This is a genomic window from Streptomyces sp. NPDC090499 (genome assembly GCF_044769305.1).
Classification (GTDB): Bacteria; Actinomycetota; Actinomycetes; order Streptomycetales; family Streptomycetaceae; genus Streptomyces.
The window spans coordinates 587,543-604,227 of record NZ_JBIVXP010000003.1; the positions used below are offsets into that span (position 1 = coordinate 587,543).

The 16,685-nt window shown below is 70.3% G+C and carries 13 protein-coding genes; 9 read left to right on the plus strand and 4 right to left on the minus strand.

The features are described from left to right. The first annotated feature begins 90 nt into the window (after positions 1 to 90). From ACIQVL_RS14670 to ACIQVL_RS14705, 8 genes are all read left to right on the plus strand, one after another. A complete protein-coding gene (locus tag ACIQVL_RS14670; protein WP_403475447.1) occupies positions 91 to 1,029 on the plus strand; it encodes a M56 family metallopeptidase in 939 nt (312 codons plus the stop codon). A gap of 258 nt (positions 1,030 to 1,287) precedes the next feature. After that, positions 1,288 to 1,569 (plus strand): hypothetical protein, encoded by a 282-nt coding sequence (locus ACIQVL_RS14675; protein ID WP_403433851.1) that lies wholly within the window; start codon positions 1,288 to 1,290, stop codon positions 1,567 to 1,569. A 183-nt stretch (positions 1,570 to 1,752) separates the two neighbouring features. After that, complete coding sequence (locus tag ACIQVL_RS14680; RefSeq protein WP_403433848.1) at positions 1,753 to 2,544, plus strand: GntR family transcriptional regulator; 792 nt, start codon at positions 1,753 to 1,755, stop codon at positions 2,542 to 2,544. A gap of 34 nt (positions 2,545 to 2,578) precedes the next feature. Continuing rightward, entirely contained in the window at positions 2,579 to 2,806 is a 228-nt protein-coding gene (locus tag ACIQVL_RS14685; RefSeq protein WP_010986276.1) for a ferredoxin family protein, read from the plus strand. Positions 2,807 to 2,822: 16 nt separating this feature from the next. Next, positions 2,823 to 4,169, plus strand: a complete 1,347-nt coding sequence (locus tag ACIQVL_RS14690) for an ABC transporter substrate-binding protein (RefSeq protein WP_403433845.1) — start codon at positions 2,823 to 2,825, stop codon at positions 4,167 to 4,169. Continuing rightward, on the plus strand, positions 4,166 to 5,080 hold the full coding sequence (locus ACIQVL_RS14695; RefSeq protein WP_403433843.1) for an ABC transporter permease: 915 nt from the start codon (positions 4,166 to 4,168) through the stop codon (positions 5,078 to 5,080). Before ACIQVL_RS14690 ends, ACIQVL_RS14695 begins: the two co-directional genes overlap by 4 nt. Further along, a complete protein-coding gene (locus tag ACIQVL_RS14700; protein ID WP_403433840.1) occupies positions 5,064 to 5,852 on the plus strand; it encodes an ABC transporter ATP-binding protein in 789 nt (262 codons plus the stop codon). The genes ACIQVL_RS14695 and ACIQVL_RS14700 overlap by 17 nt, the downstream gene beginning before the upstream one ends. 11 nt (positions 5,853 to 5,863) lie before the next feature. Continuing rightward, a complete protein-coding gene (locus ACIQVL_RS14705) occupies positions 5,864 to 8,641 on the plus strand; it encodes a fumarate reductase/succinate dehydrogenase flavoprotein subunit (RefSeq protein ID WP_403475448.1) in 2,778 nt (925 codons plus the stop codon). A 34-nt stretch (positions 8,642 to 8,675) separates the two neighbouring features. Here the strand turns inward: ACIQVL_RS14705 and recQ are convergent, their stop codons facing one another. Then, positions 8,676 to 10,700: a DNA helicase RecQ gene (gene recQ, locus ACIQVL_RS14710; RefSeq protein ID WP_403475542.1), complete on the minus strand. Its 2,025-nt coding sequence runs from the start codon at positions 10,698 to 10,700 to the stop codon at positions 8,676 to 8,678. A gap of 268 nt (positions 10,701 to 10,968) precedes the next feature. On the opposite strand from recQ, the gene ACIQVL_RS14715 reads away from it, so the two are divergent. Further along, positions 10,969 to 11,490 carry a hypothetical protein gene (locus ACIQVL_RS14715; protein ID WP_403433835.1) on the plus strand — a complete coding sequence of 174 codons (522 nt, stop codon included), beginning with the start codon at positions 10,969 to 10,971 and terminating at the stop codon, positions 11,488 to 11,490. Positions 11,491 to 11,566: 76 nt separating this feature from the next. On the opposite strand, the gene nuoN is transcribed toward ACIQVL_RS14715, so the two are convergent. The 3 genes from nuoN to nuoL are packed head-to-tail and all read right to left on the minus strand — an operon-like array spanning position 11,567 to position 16,685. Beyond that, positions 11,567 to 13,216: an NADH-quinone oxidoreductase subunit NuoN gene (gene nuoN / locus ACIQVL_RS14720; protein WP_403433832.1), complete on the minus strand. Its 1,650-nt coding sequence runs from the start codon at positions 13,214 to 13,216 to the stop codon at positions 11,567 to 11,569. Then, the gene (locus ACIQVL_RS14725; RefSeq protein ID WP_403433829.1) at positions 13,213 to 14,784 is read right to left on the minus strand and encodes an NADH-quinone oxidoreductase subunit M; all 1,572 of its coding nucleotides are present in this window, start codon (positions 14,782 to 14,784) and stop codon (positions 13,213 to 13,215) included. Before ACIQVL_RS14725 ends, nuoN begins: the two co-directional genes overlap by 4 nt. A gap of 5 nt (positions 14,785 to 14,789) precedes the next feature. After that, a complete protein-coding gene (nuoL, locus tag ACIQVL_RS14730) occupies positions 14,790 to 16,685 on the minus strand; it encodes an NADH-quinone oxidoreductase subunit L (RefSeq protein ID WP_403475449.1) in 1,896 nt (631 codons plus the stop codon).

The window sequence follows — 16,685 nt, forward strand, 5'->3', positions numbered from 1 at the left end:
CGCCGGCGCGCGCCATGTCACGCAGCGGCATATCGCCCCCGCACCAGCCGCCACCCGCACGCATCTCCGATCAGGAAACGGAGCCCCGGCATGACCGTCTGCCTGCTCCTGTTGACCGTCGTCGCCCTGACGGCCGCGGTACCTGCGCCGCGTGCCCTGGTGCGGTCCCTGTGGCCGGAGCGGGAACCGGTGGTCGCGCTGTGGGTGTGGCAGTGCCTGGTCGCCACCGTGCTGATGTGCTGCCTGGCCGCGCTGACCCTGGGTGCGGCGGCCGTCTTCCACACCGTGCGCGACCGGGTGTTCGCGCCGGCGCCACCGGCGGTCACCGCCGCGTACGACCTCTCCGTCGCGCCCCCCTGGGCGGTCGCTCTCACCGTGCTGCTCGCGTCCGGGGCCGCGTGGACGACAGCGATGCTCGCCCGCGAACTGGTCGAGGCCCGGCGCCGCCGCGACCGGACCCGCGCGCACCTGCGCGAGCGGGCACCGGAACTGCCGGCGGGGCTGCCCGCGGCACGCGGACCGATGCTGGTACTGGAGGACGAGTACCCGGACGCCTGGTGGATGCCGGGACATCCACCGCAGCTGGTCGTGACGACGGGGGCACTGCACCGCCTCACCGACCACCAGCTCGACGCCGTACTCACCCACGAACGGGGCCATGCCCGCGCCCATCACGACTGGCTGCTCCACCTGTCCAGCGCCCTGGCCACGGGCTTCCCCCGCGTGCCGCTCTTCTCCCACTTCTGCGACCAGACCCAACGGCTCGTCGAACTCGCCGCCGACGACACGGCGTCCCGCCGCTGCGGCCATCTCACCACCGCGCTGGCCCTGATCGAACTGAACCAGCACCGCGGGGTCCTGTCCTGCGCGTCGAGCCGCCGACTGCTGGGCGAGCGCGTCGACCGCCTGCTGGAACCGCCACCTCGGCTGCTGCGCCGCCAGCGGGCCCTGACGACGACAGTGGCCGCCCTGGTCCCTCTGCTGCCGCTCCTGATCGCGTTCGCACCGGGGCTGACGGCACTCGGCTAGAGCGATCACCGCCGGACCGCTGACAGCGCAGGGGCAGGAGAGCCGCCGTCACCGTTGTTCGGCTCCTTGCAGGGCCTCGGAGATGGCTTCGGCGCTGTCGTCGTCCGACGGGAATGGCAGGGGGCTGCAATCGGGCGAGGCGGACGCATTGTTCTGGATCGGCTGCCGGCACCAGGTGGAGAAGGGCGAGGGCGCCACCGGCAGACCGTACTTCGAGCGGTCGTACGCCCGGCGAAGTCCGTCGCCGACCGGTTGACGATGTCCTACGCGGTACGCCGTCCCGGCTTCACCGACAAGGACGCGGGCCGCCTGGACCTGGCCCGGGAGCGGCTGACCGAGTCGGTGTCGCTACGGCGGGAGATCGGCTTCAAACCCGAGGAGGCGGCCGACCTGGTGGCCCTGACCCACCTCGCGGCCGAGTCCGGCGACCGCGCGGCGGCGCTCCAGCACCTCGACGAGCCCGAGTTCGTTGCCCGGAGCCGCGGCGCCAAGGCGGTTTCGGGGTGGGCCGAACAAGCCCGCGCGTCCATGCTCACGTAGCCGTCAGCGGGCAGGGCTCCGGTCGCGGCCGTCCGATCGCCGCACCGCACGAACGTGCGCCCTGGTGGCAGATCTTCCCCACACGGCGGAAAAAGCCCAGCTCAGCAGTGTGTGGACGGAGCCTCAAGTGGCGCAACATTTCCGCAACACCCCTTTCCCTACCCCCTCGGTATGGTTCCAGCCATGCCACCCGCCGACCGCATCCGAGACCACTCCGGCCAGGGCGCCGCGACCACGGTCGCCGCCCACCGGACGCGTCGCCGGCTGCGCGCGGACCAGGCCCGGCAGCTCGCCGACCTCCTGCGCCACCAGATCCTCACCAGCGCCTTCCCAGACGGCACCCTCCCGCACGAGTCCACCGTCGCCGACGACTACCGCGCCACGCGCAACACCGTCCGCCAGGCCCTGGATCTGCTGCGGGCGGAAGGGCTCGTCGACCGGCTGCCCGGCGTGGGCACCGTGGTCGTCGCCCGCAAGTACCCACATGGGCTCGACCGCCTGATGGGCCTCGCGGAAACCCTCCGTGAACACGGCCAGGTCACCAACGAGGTCCGCACCGTGGGCCCCTCCGCGGCACCCACGCCCGTCGCCGAACGCCTCCGCGTCCCGCCCGGCGCCGACGTCCTCTACATCGAACGACTGCGCCGCCTGAACGGCCTGCCCCTCTCCCTCGACCTCACCTACATCCCCCTCGACATCGGCAGCGCCCTCCTCGGTGCCGACCTGGAGAACAACGACGTCTTCAGGCTCCTGGAGTCGATCACCGGACAGCCCCTGGGCCACGCAGAGATCACCCTGGAGGCAGTGAACGCGGACGCCCACTCCGCCGCCGTGCTCCAAGCCCCGCGCGGCGCGGCCGTCCTGATGCTGGAACGGCTCACGCACCTCGCCGACGGCCGCCCCGTCGACCTCGAGTTCATCCGCTTCCGCGGAGACCGCATCACCATGAGCGGCCTCCTGCACCGCTCCCTCTGACCATCCCCGCCAGACCCGTTCCCCGGAGACAGCCATGCCCTTGGCACCCCAGCGGGCCGACGTGCCCGTGACCATCGACGAGTCGAAGTGCATCGACGGCTGCACCCTCTGCGTGGACATGTGCCCGCTGGACTCCCTCGCCATCGACGAGAGCAACGGCAAGGCCTACATGCACGTCGACGAGTGCTGGTACTGCGGCCCGTGCGCAGCCCGCTGCCCCACCGGAGCCGTCACGGTCAACATGCCCTATCTGCTCCGGTGAGAGGCCCACAACTCCCATGAAACGCACCGCGACCGCCGCGACCGCCGCCCTCCTTCTGCTGTCGCTCTCCGCCTGCGGCGGCAGCGCCCAGGCCGGAGACGGCAACACGGTCACCATCACCGTCGGCTACCAGTCCAAGACCATCAACACGGTCACGGCGGGCACCCTGCTGCGTTCCCTCGGCTACTTCGAGCAGCAGCTGAACGCCCTCCACGACGGCCACACCTACAAGGTCGGCTGGCAGGACTACGCCACGGGCGCCCCCATTACCGCGCAGATGACCGCCGGGAAGATCGACATCGGTTCGATGGGTGACTTCCCGCTGCTGCTCAACGCGGCCCGCGGCAAACAGCTCGGCCGGCCCACCCGCCTGGTCTCCGTCACCGGCTACAACCTCCGCGGCGGCCTCAACACCGTCGTCACCGCACCCGACTCCAAGCTCACGTCCTTGACGGACCTGAAGGGCAAGAAGGTCTCGACAAGCATCGGGTCCGCTGCCGACGGCACGCTCGTCCGCGCCCTGCAGCGTGCCGGCATCGACCCGGACAAGGGCATATCCAAGCTCAACCAGCAGCCCGCGGTGGGCGCTTCGGCACTGTCGGCGGGCAGCGTGGACGCCCTGTCGCAGTTCGTGGCCTGGCCGGGTCTGCTCGCCTATCAGGGCAAGGCGAAGGCACTCTACGACGGCGCACAGCTGAACCTTCCCACCTTCCACGGCGTCACCGCCCGCGAAGACTTCGCCCAGCAGCGGCCCGCCGTCCTGGAGGCCTTCCTCAGAGCCCAGGCGCAGACCACGGACTACCTCAACGCCCATCCTGTGCCGGCTGCCGAGAAGGTCGCCGAGGCCACCGGCCTGCCCCCGGAGGTCGTCTACCTCTACAACGGCGCCCACGGCATCGCCACCTTCGACCCCGCCGTCAAGCCCGCGCTGGTCTCCGCGCTGAAGCAGGACGTCTCGGTGCTGAAGGCCGCAAAGCTGACCGGTGACGTCGACGTGGACTCGTTCGTCGACGACCAGTACCTGAAGAAGGCCCTGGGCAGCGCCGACTACGCCAGGCGGCTGGCCGCCGCGCCTCCGGCGTCCGCGAGCGAGGTGTGGGCGAAGGGGAGCGAGAAGACGACGAGTTTCGCTTCTCCGGAGAAGTTGCTGGCCTACGTCGCCAAGCACAGCGGTGGCATTCGCGCCGCCTACGTCCCCGATGCCACCACCCATACCCTATGGTTCGCCGACAAGGCGGTGTGGGTGGCCGACGGTGAGCAGTTGCTGCCGTTCGTGACGCGGGCGACGGCGCAGGCGTACGTCGACGCGCACGACGGCGCGCAGGTCGTCAGTTACGCCGACGCGCTGCGGCGGGCGTCGTGACCCGGTACGTCCTGCGGTTGGTGTCGCTGGCCGCCGCCCTGGGGCTGTGGCAGTTGCTGACCAGCATGAAGGTCGATCTGTGGCTGCGTTTCTCGCAGTTCCCGACGGTCGCGGACGTTGCCCGTGCCTTCGCCGGCCGGGTCTCCGGCGGCGACTACTGGACCGATCTCACCGACAGCCTCACCCGCATCCTGACCGGGTTCGCGCTGGCGGCCGTCCTGGGTGTGGCGACGGGTGTGCTCGTGGCCCGCTCGCGTGTCGCCGAGGATCTGCTCGGCCCCGTCCTGGAGGTGGTCCGTCCGATCCCGGCGATCGCTCTCGTGCCCGTGGCGATCCTGCTGTTCCCCTCCAATGAGCAGGGCATCGTCTTCATCACCTGCACCGCCGCGTTCTTCCCGGTGATGGTCTCCACCCGGCACGCGGTGCGTGCTCTCACTCCGGTGTGGGAGGAGGCGGTGCGGACGATGGGCGGCGGCAGGTGGCGGATCCTGGGTTCGGTCGTGCTGCCGGGTGCGTTGCCGGGGATCTTCGGCGGGCTGTCGGTCGGTATCGGTGTTTCGTGGATCTGTGTGATCTCCGCGGAGATGATCTCCGGTCAGTACGGGGTCGGTTACCGCACCTGGCAGGACTACACGGTCGTCAACTACCCGGGGGTGTTCGTCGGGATGGTCACGATCGGTGTGCTCGGCTGGGTCACCTCGACGGCCGTGGAACTCGTCGGCCGGTGGCTGACCCGCTGGCTGCCCCGTACGTCGTACGTCCCCGGCGGTCGGCCGCGCAGCGCGCGGCTCGCCGTCGTCGCCGCTCCGGTCGCAGTGCAGGCCGACGGCGATTCCCAGCAGCAGTCCGATGCCCAGCAGCAGGGCCGCGGCGACACCGACAAGGAGGCACGCGATGAGCACTTCGTCTGAGGTGGCCGTATTGGCGGTGGTTGCGGCGCCGGGGGTCGCGCGCGGGGCCCGGCTGACGCTGGGTGCGGCCGTGCTCGGGCGTCCGGGCGCGCCGGCGCTGCACGATGTGGCGCTGGACGTCCGGCCCGGGGAGATCCTCACCGTGGTCGGGCCGTCGGGGTGCGGCAAGTCGACGTTGCTGCGGACGTTCGCGGGGCTGCTGCCGCCGCTGGCCGGAACGGTGTCGCAGGACGGCTCGGTGTTGACGGGGCCGTCGGCCGACCGGGCGCTGGTCTTCCAGGAGGATGCGCTGCTGCCGTGGCGGACGTTGCGCGGCAATGTCGAACTGCCGCTCGCCGTCAAGGGGGTCGCGCGTGCCGAGCGCCGTGCCCAGGCGGAGTCGTGGCTGGGCCGGGTCGGGCTGGCCGCGCAGTCGGGGCAGTTGCCGCACCGGGTGTCCGGCGGGCAGCGCCAGCGGGCGCAGTTGGCTCGTGCGCTGGCCGGTTCGCCGCGCGCGGTGCTGATGGACGAGCCGTTCGGGGCGCTGGACGCCCAGACCCGTTCCGGCATGCAGGACCTGCTGGTGGAGGTGCTGGCGGGCACGGGTGCGACCGTCGTCTTCGTCACCCACGACGTCGACGAGGCGCTGTTCCTCGGTGACCGGGTGGCCCTGCTCACGGCCGGCCGGGTGGCCTCGGTGCGTGATGTTCCGCGTCCGCGTGAGCGCGGCGCCCTCGACGACCCGGCCCGTGTGGCCCTGCGCCGTACCGTCCTCTCCTCGTTCGGCATCTGAAAGGCATCCCGGTGACCACCCCCGCGAACGCCCCCGTCCCCGCTTCCCTGGAGGTTCCCGCCGTCTCCGACGCCGAGGAGCTGAACTGTGACGTCCTGGTCGTCGGTGGTGGCACCGCCGGCACCATGGCCGCTCTGACCGCCGCCGAGCGCGGTGCGAACGTGCTGCTCCTGGAGAAGGCTCATGTCCGTCACTCCGGGGCGCTCGCCATGGGCATGGACGGCGTCAACAACGCGGTCGTCCCTGGCCGTGCCGAGCCCGACGACTACGTCGCCGAGATCACCCGCGCCAACGACGGGATCGTCGACCAGTCCACGGTCCGGCAGACGGCGACGCGTGGCTTTGCCATGGTGCAGCGCCTGGAGTCGTACGGGGTCAAGTTCGAGAAGGACGAGCATGGCGCGTACGCGGTCCGCCAAGTGCACCGCTCCGGTTCGTACGTACTGCCGATGCCGGAAGGCAAGGATGTCAAGAAGGTCCTGTACCGGCAGCTGCGGCGTCGTGAGATGCGGGAGCGGATCCGGATCGAGAACCGGGTGATGCCGGTGCGGGTGCTGACGGTGGACGGGCGTGCGGTGGGTGCGGCGGGGTTCAACACCCGTACGGGGGCGTTCGTGACGGTCCGTGCGGGTGCGGTGATTCTTGCGACCGGTGCGGCCGGTCGGCTGGGGCTGCCTGCTTCCGGGTACCTGTACGGGACGTACGAGAATCCGACCAATGCCGGTGACGGTTACGCCATGGCGTACCACGCGGGCGCGGAGCTGACGGGGATCGAGTGCTTCCAGATCAATCCCCTGATCAAGGACTACAACGGGCCTGCCTGCGCGTACGTCGCGAACCCGTTCGGGGGTTACCAGGTCAACCGGCACGGGGAGCGGTTCGTCGACTCCGATTACTGGTCGGGGCAGATGATGGCGGAGTTCGCCGCCGAGGTCGCCTCGGACCGTGGTCCGGTCTACCTGAAGCTGAGCCACCTTCCCGAGGAGTCGGTCTCCGCTCTGGAGTCCATCCTGCACTCCACGGAGCGGCCCACCCGCGGCACGTTCCATTCCGGGCGGGGGCACGACTACCGGACCCATGACGTCGAGATGCACATCTCGGAGATCGGTCTGTGTGGCGGGCATTCCGCTTCCGGGGTCCGGGTCGACGACCATGCCCGGACGACCGTTCCTCGCCTGTACGCGGCCGGTGACCTGGCCTGTGTCCCGCACAACTACATGATCGGCGCGTTCGTCTTCGGTGATCTGGCGGGTGCGGACGCCTCGCAGTACCCGGCGTACGAGGGGGAGTTGCCGGCCGGCCAGGTGCGTGAGGCGCACGAGTTGATCTACCGTCCGCTGCGCCATCCGGACGGCCCGCCGCAGCCCCAGGTCGAGTACAAGCTGCGCCGTTTCGTCAACGACTACGTGGCGCCGCCGAAGTCCGGGGCGCGGCTCTCCCTCGCTCTGGAGTCCTTCGAGCGGATGCGGGAGGACATCGCCGCCATGGGTGCGCGCACTCCGCACGAACTGATGCGCTGTGCCGAGGTCGGTTTCATCCGCGACTGTGCGGAGATGGCCGCGCGTGCCTCCCTGGCCCGTACCGAGTCCCGTTGGGGCCTCTACCACGACCGGCTCGATCACCCCGAGCGTGACGACGTCTCCTGGTTCCATCATCTCGATCTGCACAAGTCCCCCTCTGGTGTGATGGAGTTCACGGCTCGTCCCGTGGCTCCGTATCTGGTGCCGGTCGAGGAGTTCACCCCGGTCGGCGGTCCGTCCCGGTACATCGGCGAGGTGCGTCCGCTGGACGTGGCCACGGCGGGTGCCCGGGACGTGCCGCCGGTGGCCGCGGGGCCGGTGGCGGCTGCCGCCGTGCGGCCGGTGGAGCGGGACCGGGCCGAGCCGGTCTCGCCCCGTCTTCTGGGGCTCCTCGCCCTCGCCGAGGAGGAGCCCGAGCTCGCTGTTCTGGAGCCGTACTTGACGGACCTCGATGCCTCGGTGCGCCGTACCGCTGTTGCGGTGCTCTCGGAGACGGCTCCGGCGGGGGTCGGGCCTGCGCTGGCGGGTGCGCTGGCGGATCCCGATGCCGGGGTCCGTTCGGTGGCCGCGGCCTCGCTGCGTGAGCTGGTCGAGACGCTTCCGTCCGATCCGGCGCTGGGCGACGCCCTGGTCGACGCGCTCGGTGTGGCCGATCCTCTGGTCCGGGCGGCCGTGCTCGACGTGCTGCGGGCGTTGCGCCTGGGTGGCGCCGGTCTGTTCGCCGGTTTCCTGGCGGACTCCGATCCGGGGGTACGGATCGAGGCGGTGCGTGCGCTGGTGTCGGTGGACGCCGTCGCCGCCCTCGTGGGTGCCATCGGCGTCGAGGACCCGTCCCGTGAGGTGCGGGTGACGTTGGCGAAGGCTCTCGGGACGGTGGGGGCCTCGGGTACCGCCCCTGGAGAGGGCAGTGTGCTGGGGGCCCTGACCGTCCTGGTCGGCGATGCCGATGTGCTGGTCCGGGGTGCGGCTTACGAGGCTCTGGGGGGCGTCGGCTGTCCGCCTGGCCTGGCCGAGGCCGCCGTGGCCGCGCTGGCCGGGCCGGCCTGGCAGGTGCGGGTGGGTGCCGCCAGGGCGCTGGGGGCCGCGGACGGTGCCGTGGCGGTGCCAGCTCTCGCCAAGTCCCTCGCCGACCGGAACGCCGATGTCCGCAAGGCTGCCGTTCTCGCCCTGACCCGGCACTCCGGTGTCGAGGGGGCCCGTGCGGCTCTGGCCACGGCGACGGCCGACCCGGACGCGGATGTCAGGGCGTATGCGGCGAGGGGGCTGTGATCGGCTCCCCCGCCGCCACCGCGGGCTGCCGCCCCTATATCCAGTCCTCCGGTTCCGGCTCCGCGTCCATCTCGGGCCAGGGGTCCTCGTCTGCCGTTCCCGGCGCCGCCTGGGCCGGGGCGGCGGCCGGTGTCTTCAGGGCGGCCAGTGCCCCGAGGACGCCCTCTCCGTACGTCATGAGTTTCTTCTCGCCGACGCCGCCGACGGTGGCGAGTTCGGCGACGGATTCGGGCCAGCGGGTGACGATCTCCCGCAGGGTGGCGTCGTGGAAGATCACGTATGCGGGTACGCCCTGTTCGCGGGCCTGGTCGGCGCGCCAGGCGCGCAGGGCCTCGAAGGCGGGGAGCAGTTCCTCGGGCAGCTCTGCCACGGCTGCCTTCGCCTTGCTCCTGCCGGAGGATCCGGCGGACCCGGTGCTTCCGGCCGCTCGTGAGGAAGCCGGCTTCTTCGGCTCCTTGCGCAGCGGGACCTCGCGTTCCCGCCGCAGGACCGTCCCGCTGGCCTCGGTGAGCACCAGGGTGCCGTACTCGCCCTCGACGGCGAGCAGCCCTTGGGCGAGCAGTTGCCGGACGACGCCCCGCCATTCGCCTTCGTCGAGGTCGGTGCCGATACCGAAGACGGACAGCTGGTCGTGGTCGAACTGGATGACCTTGGCGGTGCGCTTGCCGAGCAGGATGTCGACGATCTGGACGGCGCCGAACTTCTGCCCTCGTTCGCGCTGGAGCCTGACGATAGTGGAGAGGACCTTCTGGGCGGCGACGGTGCCGTCCCAGGTCTCGGGCGGGGTGAGGCAGGTGTCGCAGTTGCCGCAGCCGGTGGGGTCGGGGTCCTGGCCGAAGTAGTTGAGCAGTTGCCCGCGGCGGCACTGGGCGGTCTCGCACAGGGCGAGCATGGAGTCGAGGTGGGCCTGGGCGCGGCGGCGGAAGGCCTCGTCGCCCTCGCCGGACTGGATGAGTTTGCGCTGCTGTATGACGTCGTTGAGGCCGTAGGCCATCCAGGCGGTGGAGGGCAGGCTGTCGCGGCCGGCGCGGCCGGTCTCCTGGTAGTAGCCCTCGACGGATTTGGGCAGGTCGAGGTGGGCGACGAAGCGGACGTCGGGTTTGTCGATGCCCATGCCGAAGGCGATGGTGGCGACGACGACCAGGCCGTCCTCGCGCAGGAAGCGGGACTGGTGGGCGGCGCGGGTGGCCGCGTCGAGGCCGGCGTGGTAGGGCACGGCGTGGATGCCGTTGCGGGTGAGGAATTCGGCGGTGGTCTCGACGGACTTGCGGGAGAGGCAGTAGACGATGCCCGCGTCGCCTTCGTGTTCCTGGCGGAGGAAGGTGAGGAGCTGTTTCTTGGGGTCGGCCTTGGGGACGATCCGGTACTGGATGTTGGGCCGGTCGAAGCTGGCCACGAAGTGCCGGGCCGTCGGCATGTGGAGCCGCTGGGTGATCTCCTGGTGGGTGGCGTGGGTGGCGGTGGCCGTGAGCGCGATGCGCGGGACGTCGGGCCAGCGTTCGCCGAGGAGGGAGAGGGTGAGGTAGTCGGGGCGGAAGTCGTGGCCCCATTGGGAGACGCAGTGCGCCTCGTCGATGGCGAAGACGGCGATCTTGCCGCGGGTGAGCAGGTCGAGGGTGGAGTCCAGGCGGAGCCGTTCGGGGGCGAGGTAGAGCAGGTCGAGTTCGCCCGCGAGGAACTGGGCTTCGACCACGCGCCGCTCGTCGAAGTCCTGGGTGGAGTTGATGAACCCGGCGTTGACGCCGAGGGCGCGCAGGGCGTCCACCTGGTCCTGCATGAGGGCGATGAGCGGTGAGACCACGATGCCTGTACCGGGTCTGACCAGGGCGGGGATCTGGTAGCACAGTGATTTTCCACCGCCGGTGGGCATGAGGACGACGGCGTCGCCGCCCGCCACCACATGCTCGATGATCGCTTCCTGCTCGCCCCGGAAGGCGTCGTATCCGAAGACCCGGTGCAGCGTGGCCAGTGCCTCGCTGTCCGCCGGGCCGTGCGCCTGTGGCGCCCCCGGCGTCTCGGTCGTCCCTGGCATGTCGTCGGTCCCGCCCGTCCCGCCCATCGTCGTGTCCCCCGTACGTCGTCCTTCGACCACTGCCTCCACGATAGGGGGCCGGACCGACAGCGCCGGAGTTATCCACAGGCTTCCTGCCGGGGAGGGGGGTGGGGGTGCGGGGTTCCGCCGTCCGGAGGTCTCCTCATTCCTTTGGCGGTCTTCGCGTGGCGGCGGGGAAGAGGCGCGGGCGATGCTGCACGGGCGGGACCGGGGAGGCCCGCGTTGTACGGAGGCATCGCGCTCGCGTGCCTCTTCCGCCCCAAGGAGCATCAGGATGTCTCTCAGGTCCCGCACTGCCGGCGCCGTTCTGGCCCTGGCCGTGCCGTTCGCTCTGGCCGCGGTTCCCGCCGGCGCGGCTCCCGTCCCCGACCCCGACCCGTTCGTGTGGACGGATCTGACCCCGACGTACACGGCGACGGCGGACTACCAGTACGAGCCGTTCGCGGTCACGGACGGGTACGCCCGGACCGACATCTGCGACAAGGACGGCCTGGGCGGCAAGGGCGGCGCGGGCTACCACTACGTGAAGGCCGCCGGCGTCGGCAGTCTGGACCCGGACGAGCCCGCTGGTCTCCTCTACGAGACCGATTCCGGCGGCGGCCGCGCGCTGGTCGCGGCGGAGTGGATCGTGCGGGCGGGCAGCGGCACCGTGCCGACGTTGTTCGGGCAGCAGTTCCAGGGGCCGACGACGGTTCCCGGTGTGACGGGGTCCGTGTACACACTGCGCGCCTGGATCTGGAAGGACAATCCGAGCGGTCTGTTCGCGCAGTGGAACCCGACGGTGGCGTGCCCGTAGTCCCGGGCCGTGCGGCGACGCGTGGGCCCCGGTTCCTGTGCGGGGAACCGGGGCCCGTGGGGGTGTGCGGGGTGCTTCAGCGCACGAATACTCCGGCCTGGCTGGCCAGGTTCAGGAAGTACTGCGGTGCGACACCGAGGACCAGGGTGACGGCGACGCCGAGGCCGATCGCCGCCATGGTGAGCGGTGACGGCACGGCGACCGTGGGCCCCTCGGGCCTGGGCTCGCTGAAGAACATCAGGACGATCACGCGGATGTAGAAGAACGCGGCGATCGCGGACGAGATCACACCGATCACGACGAGCGGGACCGCGCCTCCCTCGGCGGCTGCCTTGAACACGGCGAACTTTCCGGCGAAGCCGGAGGTCAGCGGGATGCCCGCGAAGGCCAGCAGGAAGACGGCGAAGACGGCTGCCACGAGTGGTGAGCGGCGGCCGAGGCCTGCCCACTTGGACAGGTGGGTGGCTTCGCCGCCCGCGTCGCGCACCAGGGTGACGACGGCGAACGCTCCGATGGTCACGAAGGAGTAGGCGGCAAGGTAGAAGAGGACGGACGACACGCCGTCCTTCGAGGTCGCGATGACGCCCGCGAGGATGAATCCGGCGTGCGCGATCGACGAGTAGGCGAGGAGCCGCTTGATGTCGGTCTGGGTGATCGCGACGATCGCGCCGCCCAGCATGGTGATGATCGCGACGCCCCACATGACCGGTCGCCAGTCCCAGCGCATGCCGGGCAGGACGACGTACAGGAGGCGGAGCAGGGCGCCGAAGGCGGCGACCTTGGTGGCGGCGGCCATGAAGCCGGTGACCGGAGTGGGCGCGCCCTGGTAGACGTCGGGTGTCCACATGTGGAAGGGGACGGCGCCGACCTTGAAGAGCAGGCCCATGACGACCATGGCGGCGCCGATGAGGAGCAGCGCGTCGTTGCCCATGGTGTTGGCGAGGGCGGGGTCGACGCTGGTGACGGTGCCGTCGACGACCTGGGCGATGGTGGCGTAGGACACGGAGCCGGCGTAGCCGTAGAGCATGGCGATGCCGAACAGGGTGAACGCGGAGGCGAAGGCGCCGAGCAGGAAGTACTTGACGGCGGCTTCCTGTGACATGAGGCGCTTGCGGCGGGCCAGGGCGCACAGCAGGTAGAGCGGGAGGGAGAAGACCTCCAGGGCCACGAAGAGCGTCAGCAGGTCGTTGGCCGAGGGGAAGACGAGCATGCCGGCGACGGCGAAGAGCAGGAGCGGGAAGACCTCGGTGGTGGTGAAGCCGGCCTTGACGGCTGCCTTCTCGGTGTCGCTGCCGGGGACCGCGGCGGCCTGGGCGGCGAAGGAGTCGACGCGGTTGCCGTGGGCCTCGGGGTCAAGGCGGCGTTCGGCGAAGGTGAACAGGCCGACGAGGCCGGCGAGCAGGATGGTGCCCTGGAGGAACAGGGAGGGTCCGTCGACGGCGATGGCGCCCATGGCGGCGATGTGCGCCTTGGTGGTGCCGTAGCCGTCGGCGGCCAGGGCGACGACTGCCGCGAAGGCGGCGCACAGGGCGACGGCGGAGACGAACACCTGGGCGTAGTAGCGGGACTTGCGCGGGACGAACGCCTCGACCATTACCCCGACGATCGCCGCTCCGACGACGATCAGGGTGGGCGACAGCTGCCCGTATTCGATCTTCGGTGCCGGGATCTTCGCGATCGGTTCGGCTGCGGTTGTCCACAGGCTGTGGACGGCTGCTGCGCTCACTTGGCCGCCTCCACTGCGGGCTTCGGGTCGGTCTTGTGTACGTCCGACATGGTCTGTTTGACCGCCGGGTTGACGATGTCCGTGACGGGCTTCGGATAGACGCCCAGGAAGATCAGCAGGACGATCAGCGGGGTGACCACGAGGAGTTCGCGTGCCTTCAGGTCGGGCATCGCGGCGACCGACGGCTTCACCGGGCCCGTCATCGTCCGCTGGTAGAGGACGAGGGTGTAGAGCGCGGCGAGGACGATGCCGAAGGTCGCGATGATGCCGATGGCCGGGTAGCGCGTGAACGTGCCGACCAGGACGAGGAACTCGCTGACGAAGGGCGCGAGGCCGGGCAGCGACAGGGTGGCCAGACCGCCGATCAGGAAGGTGCCGGCGAGGACCGGGGCGACCTTCTGCACGCCGCCGTAGTCGGCGATGAGCCGGGAGCCGCGCCGGGAGATCAGGAAGCCGGCGACCAGCATCAGGGCGGCCGTGGAGATGCCGTGGTTGACCATGTAGAGGGTGGCGCCGGACTGGCCCTGGCTGGTCATCGCGAAGATGCCCAGGATGATGAACCCGAAGTGGGAGATGGACGCGTAGGCGACCAGCCGCTTGATATCGCGCTGTCCGACGGCGAGCAGTGCGCCGTAGATGATGCTGATCAGGGCGAGGACGAGGATGGTGGGTGTCGCCCACTTCGAGGCCTCGGGGAAGAGCTGGAGGCAGAAGCGGAGCATCGCGAAGGTGCCCACCTTGTCGACGACCGCGGTGATGAGGACGGCGACGGGGGCGGTGGACTCCTGCATGGCGTTGGGCAGCCAGGTGTGCAGCGGCCACAGGGGCGCCTTCACCGCGAAGGCGAAGAAGAAGCCGAGGAACAGCCAGCGTTCGGTGCTGGTGGCCATGTGCAGGGTGCCGTTGGCGCGGGCCTGCGCGATCTCGGCGAGGGAGAAGTTCCCGGCGACCGTGTAGAGGCCGATCACCGCGGCCAGCATGATCAGGCCGCCGACCAGGTTGTAGAGGAGGAACTTCACGGCGGCGTACGACCGCTGCGTGGACGCTGCCTCCTCGCCCTGGGCGTGGGCGCGGTCCCCGAAGCCGCCGATGAGGAAGTACATCGGGATGAGCATGGCTTCGAAGAAGATGTAGAAGAGGAAGACGTCGGTGGCCTCGAAGGAGATGACCACCATCGCCTCGACGGCCAGGATCAGGGCGAAGAAGCCCTGGGTGGGCCGCCACCGCCTGCTGCCGGTCTCCAGCGGGTCGGCGTCGTTCCAGCCGGCCAGGATGATGAAAGGCATCAGCAGGGCGGTCAACGCGATCAGGACGACCGCGATGCCGTCGACGCCCAGTTCGTAGCGGACGCCGAAGTCGCTGATCCAGGCGTGGGATTCGGTGAGCTGGTAGCGGGCGCCGCCGGGGTCGAAGCGGACCATGACGACGATCGCCAGGACGAGGGTGGCGAGCGAGACCAGCAGGGCGAGCCATTTGGCGGCGGTGCGCCGGGCGGCCGGTACGGCGGCCGTGGCGACCGCGCCGACGGCCGGGAGGACCGCCGTCGCTGTCAGCAGAGGAAAGGACATCGGTATCAGACCGCCCTCATCAGCAGGGTCGCGGCGACCAGGAGGGCAGCGCCGCCGAACATCGAGACCGCGTACGAGCGCGCGTAGCCGTTCTGCAGTTTGCGCAGTCGGCCGGAGAGCCCGCCGAAGCCCGCTGCCGTGCCGTTGACGACGCCGTCAACCAGGGTGTGGTCGACATATACAAGGGAGCGGGTGAGGTGTTCGCCGCCGCGGACGAGGACGACGTGGTTGAAGTCGTCCTGGAGGAGGTCGCGGCGGGCCGCACGGGTGAGCAGTGAACCGCGCGGGGCGACGGCGGGGACGGGGCGACGGCCGTACTGGAGGTAGGCGATGCCGACGCCGATGATCAGGCAGACCATGGTGGCGCCGGTGACGATGCCTGCGCTGATCGGGGAGTCGCCCTCGCTGTGGCCGGTGATCGGCTCCAGCCAGTGCAGGAAGCGGTCGCCGATGCTGAAGAAGCCGCCGGCGAAGACCGAGCCGACCGCCAGGACGATCATCGGGATCGTCATGGTCCTCGGGGACTCGTGCGGGTGCGGCTCGTGGCCGTGCTCGTCGGGCTGCCAGCGCTTCTCGCCGAAGAACGTCATCAGCATCACGCGGGTCATGTAGAAGGCGGTGATGGCCGCGCCGAGCAGGGCGCAGGTGCCGAGGATCCAGCCCTCGGTGCCGCCCTTGGCGAACGCCGCCTCGATGATCTTGTCCTTGGAGAAGAAGCCGGACAGGCCGGGGAAGCCGATGATGGCGAGGTAGCCGAGGCCGAAGGTGATGAAGGTGACCGGCATGTACGTGCGCAGGCCGCCGTACTTGCGCATGTCGACCTCGTCGTTCATGCCGTGCATGACGGAGCCGGCGCCGAGGAAGAGCCCGGCCTTGAAGAAGCCGTGCGTCACCAGGTGCATGATCGCGAAGACGTAGCCGATCGGGCCGAGGCCGGCGGCGAGCACCATGTAGCCGATCTGCGACATCGTCGAGCCCGCGAGGGCCTTCTTGATGTCGTCCTTGGCGCAACCGACGATCGCACCGAAGAGGAGGGTGACGGCGCCGACGACGGTGACGACGAGCTGGGCGTCGGGGGCCGCGTTGAAGATCGCTCCGGAGCGGACGATCAGGTAGACGCCCGCGGTCACCATGGTCGCCGCGTGGATGAGGGCGGAGACCGGGGTGGGGCCCTCCATGGCGTCCCCGAGCCAGGACTGCAGCGGCACCTGGGCGGACTTGCCGCAGGCGGCGAGCAGCAGCATGAGGCCGATCGCGGTGAGCCGGCCCTCGGAGGCGTCGGTGGCGTGGCTGAGGACCGGGCCGAAGGCGAAGGTGCCGAACGTCGTGAACATCAGCATGATCGCGATCGACAGGCCCATGTCGCCGACGCGGTTGACGATGAAGGCCTTCTTGGCCGCGGTCGCCGCGCTGGGCTTGTGCTGCCAGAAGCCGATCAGCAGGTACGAGGCGAGGCCGACGCCCTCCCAGCCGACGTACAGCAGCAGGTAGTTGTCGGCGAGGACGAGCAGCAGCATCGCCGCGAGGAACAGGTTGAGGTAGCCGAAGAAGCGGCGGCGGCGCTCGTCGTGCTCCATGTACCCGACGGAGTACAGGTGGATGAGGGAGCCGACGCCGGTGATCAGCAGGACGAACGTCATCGACAGCTGGTCGAGGCGGAAGGTGACGTCCGCCTGGAAGCCCTCCACCGGCACCCAGGTGTACAGGTGCTGCATCAGGGTGCGGTGTTCGGGGTTCTTGCCGAGCAGGTCGGCGAAGAGGATGACGCCGAACACGAAGGACGTCGTCGACAGGATGGTGCCGATCCAGTGTCCTACGGCGTCCAGCCGCCGGCCGCCGACGAGGAGTACGGCCGCTCCGAGCAGGGGCGCCGCGATGAGCAGCGCAATCAGGTTCTCCAC

What these genes read in the sequence shown, in the direction of transcription:
- ACIQVL_RS14670 (WP_403475447.1), top strand. Translation starts at nt 91, where the DNA reads ATGACCGTCTGCCTGCTCCTGTTGACCGTCGTCGCCCTGACGGCCGCG.
- ACIQVL_RS14675 (WP_403433851.1), top strand. Translation starts at nt 1,288, where the DNA reads ATGTCCTACGCGGTACGCCGTCCCGGCTTCACCGACAAGGACGCGGGC.
- ACIQVL_RS14680 (WP_403433848.1), top strand. Translation starts at nt 1,753, where the DNA reads ATGCCACCCGCCGACCGCATCCGAGACCACTCCGGCCAGGGCGCCGCG.
- ACIQVL_RS14685 (WP_010986276.1), top strand. Translation starts at nt 2,579, where the DNA reads ATGCCCTTGGCACCCCAGCGGGCCGACGTGCCCGTGACCATCGACGAG.
- ACIQVL_RS14690 (WP_403433845.1), top strand. Translation starts at nt 2,823, where the DNA reads ATGAAACGCACCGCGACCGCCGCGACCGCCGCCCTCCTTCTGCTGTCG.
- ACIQVL_RS14700 (WP_403433840.1), top strand. Translation starts at nt 5,064, where the DNA reads ATGAGCACTTCGTCTGAGGTGGCCGTATTGGCGGTGGTTGCGGCGCCG.
- recQ (WP_403475542.1), bottom strand. Translation starts at nt 10,700, where the DNA reads ATGGGCGGGACGGGCGGGACCGACGACATGCCAGGGACGACCGAGACG.
- ACIQVL_RS14715 (WP_403433835.1), top strand. Translation starts at nt 10,969, where the DNA reads ATGTCTCTCAGGTCCCGCACTGCCGGCGCCGTTCTGGCCCTGGCCGTG.
- ACIQVL_RS14725 (WP_403433829.1), bottom strand. Translation starts at nt 14,784, where the DNA reads ATGTCCTTTCCTCTGCTGACAGCGACGGCGGTCCTCCCGGCCGTCGGC.